At 34.8% G+C, this 12,445-nt stretch carries 10 protein-coding genes; 4 read left to right on the top strand and 6 right to left on the bottom strand.

Annotation, left to right across the window (positions count from 1 at the left end; translation table 11 throughout):
* Positions 1 to 27: 27 nt before the first annotated feature.
* From thrB to CLOLE_RS08200, 6 genes are all read right to left on the bottom strand, one after another.
* A complete protein-coding gene (thrB, locus tag CLOLE_RS08225) occupies positions 28 to 936 on the bottom strand; it encodes a homoserine kinase (RefSeq protein WP_013656636.1) in 909 nt (302 codons plus the stop codon).
* Between the two features lie 154 nt (positions 937 to 1,090).
* Entirely contained in the window at positions 1,091 to 2,299 is a 1,209-nt protein-coding gene (locus CLOLE_RS08220; protein WP_013656635.1) for an aspartate kinase, read from the bottom strand.
* A gap of 40 nt (positions 2,300 to 2,339) precedes the next feature.
* Positions 2,340 to 3,551: a cofactor-independent phosphoglycerate mutase gene (locus CLOLE_RS08215; RefSeq protein WP_013656634.1), complete on the bottom strand. Its 1,212-nt coding sequence runs from the start codon at positions 3,549 to 3,551 to the stop codon at positions 2,340 to 2,342.
* A 13-nt stretch (positions 3,552 to 3,564) separates the two neighbouring features.
* Positions 3,565 to 4,779 (bottom strand): homoserine dehydrogenase, encoded by a 1,215-nt coding sequence (locus tag CLOLE_RS08210; RefSeq protein ID WP_013656633.1) that lies wholly within the window; start codon positions 4,777 to 4,779, stop codon positions 3,565 to 3,567.
* 38 nt (positions 4,780 to 4,817) lie between these two features.
* Positions 4,818 to 5,261 (bottom strand): ACT domain-containing protein, encoded by a 444-nt coding sequence (locus tag CLOLE_RS08205; protein ID WP_013656632.1) that lies wholly within the window; start codon positions 5,259 to 5,261, stop codon positions 4,818 to 4,820.
* Positions 5,262 to 5,466: 205 nt separating this feature from the next.
* Positions 5,467 to 6,948, bottom strand: coding sequence for an N-acetylmuramoyl-L-alanine amidase (locus tag CLOLE_RS08200; protein ID WP_013656631.1), 1,482 nt, complete (start codon positions 6,946 to 6,948; stop codon positions 5,467 to 5,469).
* 153 nt (positions 6,949 to 7,101) lie between these two features.
* Between CLOLE_RS08200 and CLOLE_RS08195 the strand changes: the two genes are divergently transcribed.
* From CLOLE_RS08195 to CLOLE_RS08180, 4 genes are all read left to right on the top strand, one after another.
* Positions 7,102 to 8,208, top strand: a complete 1,107-nt coding sequence (locus tag CLOLE_RS08195) for a BMP family lipoprotein (RefSeq protein ID WP_013656630.1) — start codon at positions 7,102 to 7,104, stop codon at positions 8,206 to 8,208.
* A gap of 272 nt (positions 8,209 to 8,480) precedes the next feature.
* Positions 8,481 to 9,587: a BMP family lipoprotein gene (locus CLOLE_RS08190; protein WP_013656629.1), complete on the top strand. Its 1,107-nt coding sequence runs from the start codon at positions 8,481 to 8,483 to the stop codon at positions 9,585 to 9,587.
* 147 nt (positions 9,588 to 9,734) lie between these two features.
* Complete coding sequence (locus CLOLE_RS08185) at positions 9,735 to 11,261, top strand: ABC transporter ATP-binding protein (RefSeq protein ID WP_013656628.1); 1,527 nt, start codon at positions 9,735 to 9,737, stop codon at positions 11,259 to 11,261.
* Complete coding sequence (locus tag CLOLE_RS08180; protein WP_013656627.1) at positions 11,254 to 12,444, top strand: ABC transporter permease; 1,191 nt, start codon at positions 11,254 to 11,256, stop codon at positions 12,442 to 12,444. The genes CLOLE_RS08185 and CLOLE_RS08180 overlap by 8 nt, the downstream gene beginning before the upstream one ends.
* Position 12,445 lies beyond the last annotated feature (1 nt).

Genomic DNA, 12,445 nt, shown 5'->3' with positions numbered 1-12,445 from the left:
GTATATATTGAGCAATTACCTTTTATACTAATATTTCAATTCTTCATTAATCCAGACTTTAGCCCCTTCATTATCTGCTTGCAACATCTGCACCTGCCAATTTTGTTCTAAGCTCCCTAAGTAGCTCACCATTTCTCTTCTAAAATCTACTACATTTTTTACTACCGCAATTAAGGTTGGCCCTGCACCACTTAAAAATGTTCCTTTTGCTCCATAACATTTAGCTTGTTGTAATATTTCTTCCATATGTGGAATAAGTGACATACGGTAAGGTTCATGTAAACGGTCTTCCATGGCTAAATCAAGATTATCCATATCACCTGTTAACATTGAAGCTGTTAATAAAGCAGCCCTTGATGCATTAAATACGGCATCTTTTAAACTCACTGTGGTAGGTAATACACCTCTAGCTAATTCTGTAGAAAGTGTAAACTCAGGGATCATAACAGCAAAATGTAAGTTTTCTGCCACTCTAGCCTTAACATATTTCATATCCTTTTCATTCATTGCACCAATAGTCATTCCACCTAATAAAGCAGGCGTTGTATTATCTGGATGTCCCTCTATCTGAGCTGCCATTTGTACTAGTTCTTCTTTTGAAAAGAAGCTATGACTAACTGCATTAGCAATATGTAGTCCTGCTACAATACATGCAGCGCTACTCCCTAAACCTCTTGTATGAGGAATACTATCTTGCTGAATAATGCGTAGTCCAGGTACTGGTTTCTGAATACTTTTGTAAAAATGACAAATTGTTTTATAAATCAAATTATCTTCATTCGTTGGAATGGCAGGGTTACCATCTTGAATAATAATTTCTAAACCCTCTTTTATTTCCTCTGCATAAACAATGTTATACATAGTTAATGCCATCCCAATACTATCAAATCCCGGTCCCATATTAGCTGTGGTAGCCGGTACTTTTACCTTAATCATCTTCTCACCCATTTCTCTTGTTGATTATCTTTTTTGTATAGCAATGGTTCGTCTTTTATTATATGTAAATGTGACAAAAGGAGGGTACTACACTTGAGTAGCACCTTCCTTTTCTCTTTTACCTTATCATTAAATAATCACTTCTATTTACTTATTAGTCAGCTAAGTTAAAGATGTCGTGAATAGCGTTCATTGCTTTGTGCATATCTTTTTTATCAATTAATACTGATATTTTAATTTCAGATGTAGAAATCATATGGATATTAATATTAGAATTAAACATTGCTTCAAACATTTTAGCTGCAACACCTGAGTTAGATGCCATACCTGCTCCTACAACAGATACTTTAGCTACATTTTCATTATAATCCACACGTTCAATACCCCAACGTTCTTTGTTATCATCAATAACTTTTTGTGCATCAGCCAAGGCTGTTTCTGCTATTGTAAAAGAAATATCCTTTGATTTATCACGACCGATAGATTGTAGAATAATATCTACATTGATTCCTTTTTTAGCTAATGTAGCAAATATATCAAAAGCTTTTCCTGGTGTGTCTTTAATCCCAATTAAAGATACACGTGCAATTTCATCATCACCAGCAACACCACTAATTAACATTCTCTCCACTTTACATACCTCCTTGACTACTGTTCCTTCTGCCTTAGTTAAACTTGATCTTACTACTAATTCTACATTATATTTTTTAGCGAGTTCTACAGAACGATTATGAAGTACTCTTGCTCCTAATGAAGCTAATTCTAGCATTTCATTATATGTAATCTCATTTAATTTTCTTGCACTTTTAACAACTCGTGGATCAGCTGTATAAACACCGTCTACATCTGTATAAATCTCACATTTATCAGCATGAAGTGCTGCTGCTATAGCTACAGCTGTTGTATCTGAACCACCCCTACCAAGTGTTGTAATGTCATCAAAACGATTAACACCTTGAAAACCTGTTACAACAACTATATTTTTGAGATCTAATTCTCTTTGAATACGGTCTGGCTTAATTTTCTTAAACCTTGCATTACTATAAATAGATGTGGTTGTCATTCCTACTTGATGTGCATTTAATGACACACATGGATAACCAAGTTCACCAAGAGCCATACACATAAGCGCTACAGATTGCTGCTCACCAGTTGCAAGGAGCATATCCATCTCTCTCTTACTTGGATTCTTACTAATTTCTTTTGCTTTAGCAATTAAATCATCTGTTGTATCTCCTTGGGCGGAAAGTACAACAACGACTTGATTGCCTGCTTTGTAGGTTTCTGCAATTCTTCTAGCTACATTAAAAACTCTTTCAGGGTTAGCCACAGAGCTACCACCAAATTTTTGTACGATTAACACAATGCTTCCTCCTCTAATAATCCTTCTATAATAAGCCTAATCATCCTAAGAATTGATCCATTAAAGTATAACCTTCTTCAATATCAGCACCTGTCGTTGCCGCAAATTCTTCGGTATACTGATTAGCTTTATTAACTATGTCATTACCACTTTCATAAATCATATAGGGAACCGGATCTCCTGTATGTGTTCTTAAACGAAGTGGTGTAGGATGATCTGGCAAAACTAAGATCTTATAAGCTTCACCTGAAGCATCTAAAGCTGCTTTAATAGGCTTTATGATTTTTTCATCAATAAGTTCAATAGCTTTAACCTTATTATCCATTTCATTACGATGGCCACATTCGTCTGGTCCCTCTAAATGTACATAAACATAATCTTTATTATCTTCTATAAGCCATTTAATAGCTGCATCTGCTTTACCTTTATAGTTGGTATGAACATTACCCGTAGCACCTTCTACATCAATAGATGTCATTCCAGCACCAATACCAATCCCCTTAATAAGGTCGACAGCTGAAATAACAGCCCCCTCTACATGATATTTTTCTTCAAAAAGTGGTAACCTAGGCTTAATCCCTTCTCCCCAAATCCAAATACTATTTGCTGGACGAAGACCTTTAGCTTTACGTGCTATATTCACTGGATGATCTTTTAAGATATCATAACTTTTTTTCATCAAGTCCCAAATTTCTTCGGCATGATCACCTTGTGGCTTATAGTCTCTAATACATTTTTCTAGAATATCATGTGGCGGTGTAAGTTGAACCTCTCTACTCCCCTTATCCCAAACTAAAAGATGTCTATAACTTACACCAGGATAGAACTTACAAGCTTCATTTCCTAATGCTTCTTCTACTGCTGCTATAAGTTCACTTGCTTCTTCTGTTGTAATTTCATCGGCACTATGGTCTAAAATGATTTTATTTTCATATTCTTCTTCTTCACTCAAGGTCACCACATTGGTTCTAAAAGTAACATCTGACTCTTTTAAGCTTACTCCCATGCTTAAAGCTTCTAATGGACTACGTCCAAAATAATACTTTTGTGGATTATAACCTAATACACTTAAGTTGGCTGTGTCACTACCTTTAGCACAACCTTCTGGAATAGTATGTACCATTCCAATTGTACTTCTTACTGCTATTTCATCAATCGTTGGTGTTTTGGCATATGCGAGTGGTGTAAGTCCATTTAAAGCTTCAATAGGCTCATCTGCCATACCATCCATTAAGATCACTGCGTATTTCAACTCTTTCATCCCCTTATTTTTCAGTGCGTACTTTACTCATAATGGTTAAATCACTTAGTTTACCTAGGCGTTTTGCAAATTCTCCCTCAGTCATTACTTCTGTTATAAAAGCATATTCCCGTGAGAGTGCTTCTACTGGCTGAATCTCTTTAAATGCTTCTTTTACTTTATTTTCAGCTAATCCATCTTCATCTTGTACTCTTATAAAATAGCTTACTTTCACTTCATCTTTATCTTTAAGGTCAATCTTTTCTCTACTCCAAAAAGTAATAATATTGGTACCTGAATGTTTTGCTGCATCTACAATATCAGCTACTACCGCACTAGCTGTTGGTAATTTACCTGCTCCCTTACCATAGAACATCACATCACCAATAACATTACCTTTAACAAAAATAGCATTGAACACATCATTCACCATAGCAAGTGGATGTTCCTTCGAAATCATCATAGGCGATACCCTTGCAAATACACTACCATCTTGTTTTTGACAAGTTGCCAAAAGCTTAATCACATAGTTCATTTTTTCTGCATAAATCATATCTTCACTACTAATTTGTGTAATGCCTTCTGTTGGAATATCTTCAAAGCTTACATGTTCACCAAAGGCAAGAGATGCTAAAATAGCAATCTTACGACAAGCATCGTATCCTTCTACATCTGCTGCTGGATTTTTTTCTGCATAACCAAGTTCTTGGGCTTCCTTTAATACCGATTCAAAGCTTCTACCTTCATTCTTCATTTTTGTTAAAATAAAGTTTGTTGTTCCATTTAAAATCCCTGTAATTTCATATATCTCATCTGCTGTTAAACTTTGGTTAAGGGGTCTAATAATAGGAATACCACCACCTACACTCGCTTCAAATAAAAAATTCACCTTATTCTTTCTAGCAATTTCTAAAAGCTCGGCCCCATGAAGCGCTACTAACTCTTTATTGGAAGTCACATAACTTTTTCCTTTTAAAAGACTGGATTTCGCAAAGGTATACGCTGGTTCTACTCCTCCCATAGCCTCTGCTACAATCTCAATCTCATCATCTTCTAAGATTGTACTAAAATCATGAACAATCAATTCATTAATGGCTTCTCCTGGAAATTCTCTTAAATCTAATACATATTTGATATCGATAGCTTTTCCTGCTCTTTTTTCGATACTCTCTTTATTAGAATTAATAACTTCTACAACGCCACTCCCTACGGTTCCATAACCTAATAAAGCTATCTTCATTGCTTTCCCTCCCATTTATTTTCTAGTTTACTCTAGAGCTACTCTCTTGCTAATATTTGTATCTCTTTAACGCCATTTAGGTTTCCTAACCCACGAAGTAAATCATCAATTGTCATATTCATTCCGGCTGTTTGGATACATAGATTAATGATGGCAATACCATTCATTGGTAACATTTGATTAATCGTAAGGACATTTCCTCCTGCACCAGCAATATAATTGAGGACATCTGAGAGCCTTCCTGCTTCATCTTGTAAATGAATAAGTACAGTAATTGCCTCACTTTTTCCTTTGTCATAAAATGGAAAAATGGCATCCTTATATTTATAGAAAGAGCTCCTGCTAATACCTATTTGCTCAGTAGCTTCTTGCACAGTTAACATTTTATCATTCTCTAATAAGTTTTTAACTTCTACTACCTTCAAAAAAACCTCTGGCAATACACTACGGTTAATCACATAAAAAGGATGCTTTTCTTTCATACTATTCTCCTTGTTTGCTTCTCGTGAACATTTGTTTATTTGCTACACACTATATCATACACTTTTAGTATTTACAATATAAAACTTAACTTTTATAAAATATTATATATATTTGCATAATAATTAAGATGATTTCATAAAAATTTATATCTTTTTTTATAGAAAAAAACAGACAAGCCTCTTGACTTGTCTGTTTATGTCTATTTTAGTAAGTTTCGTTTAATCCTTGAGCATAGTAATTTTGGATACAATTATAAACTGCCGTTGCATATTTTTGTTCAAAACCAGCTGATAGCATCATTTGCCTATCTGATTCATTTGTTAAAAATCCTATTTCAATTAAGATAGCTGGATAATTCGTATATCTTGTTACAACAAAGGTATTATCTTTAACACCGCGATTTCTTGTACCAAAAGTATTAATCAGAGCTTTTTGTACCATTTCTGCAAATATCTTATTTCGTGTATCTGCTTTAGCAGTATAATAAGTTTCTGTTCCACTAGCGGTTGCATTATTATTTACAGAATTAACATGTATACTTATAAACAAATCTGGCTCAATTTCATTAGCTACTACTGCACGCTCCATAGGTGTTAAGAAGGTATCCCCCTCTCGAATCATATATACCTTAATACTTGAATCATTGGCAATTTCTTTTTGAAGCTGCAAAGCTAAACGTAATGTAATATCCTTTTCTTGAAGTGAGCCATAGGTTGTCCCTGGATCATCTTTTCCATGTCCCGCATCTACTACTACAATTTTACCGTACTTCTCTTTTGGCTTTACACATTGTAAGTAAATTTTATTATCATATTCATAGACATTTAAAGCTTTAATAGTGGCTGTTGTTAAAGTAATTTCAGTACTACTTGATTGTTTAACCTCTATTTTTTTTACTGCACTATTCGTATCTTCCCATATCCCAGCCTCATAAAAATCTATGTAGGCTGTTGGTAAAGTGATTTTAATTTGTCTTTGTATGTAATTATCTTGCACCGTGATACTCTCCACTGTTAAACCTGGGGCTTTTTCTAAGATAAGTGCATTTAAACTTGTATCATAAGTCATATTCTTAAAACTTAAATTTGGCTCTGGTGTTTCTTCTGGTAACTCTTCTGATGTTCCTTCTTCTGGCATCTCACTCTCTTCAGGTGGTACAACTACAGGTGGCGCCACGACTATGGGCTCTTCTATCATAATGGTTTTTGTTGCATCTATCCACTGTACCTTAAAACCTAAAGCTTCACTAATAAAGCGTAGTGGGATCATTACCTTGTCATTAATAAGTTTCGCTGGCATATTAGCCACTTTAATTTCACCATCTACCCAAACTTCTGTACTATCAATGGTTAAAACAATAAGTTGTTCACCTTTTGTAATATAAACACTTTTTTCTGCAGACTTCCAAAGTACTTCTGCTCCCATCTTCGCAAATACTTCTCTGGCTGGCACTAAAGTATTTCCTTCTATTTGTATAGGAGGCATCACTGTTGTAATCGTTAATTCGCCATTAATATAGAGAGAAATAGGAACTAATTCATATAAATGTGTTTCTCCATCATAAATAAGTTGCATTTTTTCTGCATATACTACTTGATATGACAAGCATATCATAATTGCTATTAAGAACGCTGTCATCCATTTACGTTTCATTATTTCTTCTACCCCCATAGTTGTATTTTTCATTATTTATATTATAACAGAAATTTACACTTTCACCATAAAAGATAGCTATTATTTTATTTTTCATGTTAAATTTTAATTTTTTAGGATAAGACAAGCTTAGTTTGCAAAAGCTTTATATAGTGAATACATTAAAAAATTATGGTGGTGTAAAATATGAAAAAGAAATTTTTTGCTATCGCACTTTGTACAGTTATGTCTATGGGCATACTTGCTGGTTGCGGAAATTCAAATCAAACAGCTGAGTCTACATCAAAATTCCAAATGTTAGATACTGACCTTAAAGTAGGTATGGTTACTGATGCCGGTACTATTGATGACCGTTCTTTCAACCAAGGTACTTGGGAAGGCATCAAATACACCGTTAAAAATTCAAAATATCTTAGACCGGCTGGTGTAACAGATGCTGATTATGAAGCTAGTATTGCAAACCTTTATGATGGTGACTTCAAATTTATCGTTACACCAGGCTTCAAAATCGAAAGAGCTATTGCCATTTCTCAAGAAAAATATCCAGATGCAAAATTTGTTATCTTAGATGGGTCCCCTAGAGATGCTGAAGGTAATATTGTAGTAGGAGATAATACTGTATCAATCCTTTTTGCTGAACACGAATCAGGTTTCTTAGCAGGTGTTGCTGCTGCAGTACAAATGAAAGAATCTGAATTCGGCTTTATTGGGGGTATGCAAGCTCCAGCGGTTGAAAAATTCAACTGGGGCTTCCAACAAGGTGTTAAATACGCTAATGAAAATTTAGGAACAAACATTTCTATTAAAGAAGACAATGTGATTTATCAAGGTTCTTTCGATGATAAAGCAGGTGGACAACAAATCGCTGCTCAAATGTATGATCGAGGTGTAAAAGTAATCTTTACTGCTGCAGGTGGTACTGGTGTAGGTGTTATCACTGAAGCTAAAAGTAGGGCAACAAAAGGTGATACATCTGTATTCGTTATTGGTGTAGATAGTGACCAATACAAAGATGGTGTTTATGACACTGCAAACAATGGATCTATTATTCTTACTTCAGCTATGAAATATATTGACCAAGCGACTCATGACATCATCAAATCAGAGGTTGAAGGTCAATTTCCAGGTGGTGAAACACTTACTTTCTCTGTTCAAAATGATGGTGTAGGTATTCCAACTGAAAATCCTAATTTAAGTGAAGATACTATGAAAACAGTAAACGATGTATACACTAAAATTAAAACAGGCGAAATCACTGTCATGGACTCAAATGATGGTTCTCTTATTAAATAGTTTTTAGCTCTTATACAGAACAGATTTATTTTTATGTTAACTTTTATTTTCAGAATAAGACAAGCTTCGTTTGCAAACTTTTTGTATATCATTCTGCTAAGTATTACCAATAATTATGTTCTTTATTATGAATTTTTTTAATAAAACAATATAAATATCAAGCATTGTAATTACTATCCAAATTGACTATTATATATAGGATGTACTCATTTATGTAAACATTGTTGGGGCACATACATGAGCACATTAAAAAATTATTGGTGGTGTAAAACATGAAAAAGAAATTTTTTGCTATCGCACTTTGTACAGTTATGTCTATGGGCATACTTGCTGGTTGCGGAAATTCAAATCAAACAGCTGAGTCTACATCAAAATTCCAAATGTTAGATACTGACCTTAAAGTAGGTATGGTTACTGATGCCGGTACTATTGATGACCGTTCTTTCAACCAAGGTACTTGGGAAGGAATCAAAGACACCGTTAAAAATTCAAAATATCTTAAACCGGCTGGCGTAACAGATGCTGATTATGAAACTGGTATTGCTAACCTTTATGATGGTGACTTTAAATTCATCGTTACACCAGGTTACAAATTTGAAAGAGCTGTGGCTACTTCTCAAGAAAAATATCCAGATGCAAAATTTGTTATCTTAGATGGTTCTCCTAGAGATGCCGACGGAAATGCTGTAGTAGCTGATAATACTGTTGCTATCTACTTTGCTGAACATGAATCAGGTTTCTTAGCAGGTGTTGCTGCTGCAGTACAAATGAAAGAATCTGAATTCGGCTTCATTGGGGGCATGCAGCTTCCAGCGGTTGAAAAATTCAACTGGGGTTTCCAACAAGGTGTTAAATACGCTAACGAAAATTTAGGAACAAACATTTCTATTAAAGAAGAAAACGTGATTTACCAAGGTTCTTTTGATGACAAAGCAGGTGGCCAACAAATTGCTGCTCAAATGTATGATCGAGGTGTAAAAATAATCTTTACTGCTGCAGGCGGTACTGGTGTAGGTGCTATCACTGAAGCTAAAAGTAGAGCAGCAAAAGGTGATACATCTGTATTCGTTATTGGTGTAGATAGTGACCAATACAAAGATGGTGTTTATGACACTGCAAACAATGCATCTGTTATTCTTACTTCAGCTATGAAATATATCGATCAAGCAACTTATGACATGATTAAAGCAGAGGTTGAAGGTCAATTTCCAGGTGGTGAAACACTTACTTTCTCTGTTCAAAATGATGGTGTAGGTATTCCAGCTGAAAATCCTAATTTAAGTGAAGATACCATTAAAACGGTAAATGATGTATATGCTAAAATTAAAGCAGGTGAAGTTACTGTCATAGACACAAATGACGGCTCTCTTATTAAATAATTTTAGGTACTGACAACTTACAATCAATTGGGATTCCATGTAACTTACAGCTATGACGTAAGGAAAAAGACGGAGCTTCCGTCTTTTTTTTATAAACCCTTATAAATCAGAGGTATTGTTACATAATATAATAAAGGAGGCGAAAATATGGATTATGTAGTAGAAATGTTAGGCATTAGAAAAGAATTTCCAGGTATTGTAGCGAATGATGATATTACACTTCAGCTGAAACGTGGCGAAGTACATGCCCTCCTTGGTGAAAATGGTGCTGGAAAATCCACTTTGATGGGTATGCTTTTCGGAATGTATCAGCCTGATAAAGGCTCAATCAAAATGAATGGTAAAGAGGTGAAGATTTCTAACCCCAACATTGCCAATGATCTTGGTATAGGAATGGTTCATCAGCATTTTAAATTAGTTCATAATTTTACGACAACAGAAAATATCATTTTAGGGATTGAACCTAAAAAAGGACTATCTATCGATATTAAATCTGCTGCTACACGTGTGGCAGAGCTTTCTGAGCGCTATGGCTTAAATGTAGACCCTTACGCTAAAATTGAAGATATTTCTGTTGGTATGCAACAACGTGTTGAAATCTTGAAAATGCTTTATCGTAATGCAGATGTACTTATCTTTGATGAACCTACTGCAGTACTTACACCACAAGAAATCTCAGACTTAATAAAGATTATGGAAAATCTTATTAAGCAAGGTAAATCTATTATCTTAATTACTCACAAACTTAAAGAAATCAAAGCCATTGCAGATCGCTGTACGGTTATTCGCCGCGGTAAATATATCGGAACAGTAGATGTTAAAGCTACTTCTGAAGCAGAGATGGCTAAAATGATGGTAGGACGCCCTGTTACTTTTAAAGTAGAAAAAACACCTAGTAAACCTGCTGAAACCATTTTAAAAATTAATCATCTTTCTGTACTTAACAACAAAAAAGTTTTAGGTTTAAAAGACTTTTCTCTTGAAGTAAAAGCTGGTGAAATTGTAGGAATTGCTGGTGTAGAAGGAAACGGACAAACGGAATTAGTAGAAGCCATTACAGGACTTCGTAAAATTGAAAATGGGCAAATCTCTATAGGAAGTACAGATATTACACGTTTTTCAATTCGTAAACGTACTTTATCTGGTATAGGCCATATTCCTGAAGACCGTCATAAACATGGTCTTGTTCTAGATTATACCATCGAAGATAATATGGTCTTACAAGTTTATTTTGAAAAAGAATTCTCCAAAGGTGGTTTTTTAAATCGATCAGCTATTCATAATTATGCCGAAAAAATCATTAAAGCTTTCGATGTACGCTCTGGTGAAGGTGGTGCTTCTATAGCACGCTCTCTCTCTGGTGGTAATCAACAAAAAGCTGTTATTGGACGTGAAATGGAGCGTAATCCAAAGCTTCTTATTGCTGTTCAACCTACCAGGGGACTTGATGTAGGCTCTATTGAATATATTCATAAAAGATTAATTGAACATCGAGATAAAGGCTTTGCTGTACTTCTCGTTTCATTAGAATTAGATGAAGTTATGAATGTATCAGATCGTATTGCCATCGTAAATAACGGTAACTTAGTTGGTATAGTTGATGCTGCTTCAACTAACGAAAACGAAATAGGCCTTATGATGGCTGGTGTAGAAGGAGGACATAAACATGAATAAGAAAGGGCTTATCTCAATCATTGCTATGGTCTTAGGCCTTTTAGCAGGTGCTCTCTTAATGTTTGCGACTGGCCATAATGCCTTTGAAGGTTTCTTATATCTTATTCAAGGGGGAACAAAAAGTATCGAGCGTATTGGTAATACTATTGCCACTGCTACTCCACTTGTTTTGACAGGGCTATCTGTTGCCTTTGCTTTTAGAACAGGTTTATTTAACATTGGTACTCCGGGACAAATGCTATTTGGTGGCTTTTGTGCTACCATAGTTGGACAAGCAGGTTTAAATCTCCCAAGACCGATTTACCTCTTAGTCATTATTTTAGTTGCTCTTATTGGTGGTGCTTTATGGGCTTTTATTCCAGGTCTTTTAAAAGCTATTTTTAATGTACATGAAGTTGTTTCATGTATTATGATGAACTGGATTGCTTATTGGATTATTTATTATGGCGTTCAGCTTTGGTTCCCTAATGGTTCTAAAACTACTGAATCACTACCTTTAGCAAATGCTTTAACCCTTCGTTCAACCTGGCTTTCAGATTTATTTGGAGGTTCTTATATTAACTTAGGCATCATTGTAGCTATTGCTGCTACACTTATTATTGCTTTAATTCTTAATAAAACAACCTTTGGTTATGAATTAAAAGCTGTAGGCTTTAATAAACACGCTGCTGAATATGCAGGTGTTTCTGTAAACAAAAGCATTATTTACTCTTTAATGATTGCAGGTGGCCTTGCTGGTCTTGCAGGATTAACACAATATGCAGGTGTAGCTACTAATATGCAAATTGGTATTATGCCTTCTCAAGGTTTTGATGGTATTGCTGTTTCACTCCTTGGTGCCAATACCCCTATTGGTGCATTTTTCTCCGCATTATTCTTTGGTTTACTTTATGCAGGCCGTGGCTTCATGAGTGTTATGACAGATGTGCCGCCAGAAATTGCCGATACGATTATCGCTACTATTATTTACTTTGCTGCTACAAGTGTTTTAGTAGAGCGTTTCTTAAACAAAGTAAAACCTAAAAAAGGTTCAAAAAACACCTCGAATATTCAAACTGAAACAAAGGATAAATTGAATAATTCTTTGATTCCAGATAGTGTGAAAGAATCAGATAACGGACATGATAGTATTGGTCTCTTGCCACCTAATGATTCTAATGCTAATCAGAAAGGAGATGAATAAT

Source organism: Cellulosilyticum lentocellum DSM 5427 (assembly GCF_000178835.2).
GTDB classification, from domain to species: Bacteria; Bacillota; Clostridia; order Lachnospirales; family Cellulosilyticaceae; genus Cellulosilyticum; species Cellulosilyticum lentocellum.
This window is presented reverse-complemented; position numbering and strand designations above follow the sequence as displayed.

Coding starts and splice junctions, on each gene's coding strand:
- CLOLE_RS08210 (WP_013656633.1), bottom strand. CDS start 4,779: ATGAAGATAGCTTTATTAGGTTATGGAACCGTAGGGAGTGGCGTTGTA.
- thrB (WP_013656636.1), bottom strand. CDS start 936: ATGATTAAGGTAAAAGTACCGGCTACCACAGCTAATATGGGACCGGGA.
- CLOLE_RS08205 (WP_013656632.1), bottom strand. CDS start 5,261: ATGAAAGAAAAGCATCCTTTTTATGTGATTAACCGTAGTGTATTGCCA.
- CLOLE_RS08190 (WP_013656629.1), top strand. CDS start 8,481: ATGAAAAAGAAATTTTTTGCTATCGCACTTTGTACAGTTATGTCTATG.
- CLOLE_RS08180 (WP_013656627.1), top strand. CDS start 11,254: ATGAATAAGAAAGGGCTTATCTCAATCATTGCTATGGTCTTAGGCCTT.
- CLOLE_RS08200 (WP_013656631.1), bottom strand. CDS start 6,948: ATGAAAAATACAACTATGGGGGTAGAAGAAATAATGAAACGTAAATGG.
- CLOLE_RS08195 (WP_013656630.1), top strand. CDS start 7,102: ATGAAAAAGAAATTTTTTGCTATCGCACTTTGTACAGTTATGTCTATG.
- CLOLE_RS08185 (WP_013656628.1), top strand. CDS start 9,735: ATGGATTATGTAGTAGAAATGTTAGGCATTAGAAAAGAATTTCCAGGT.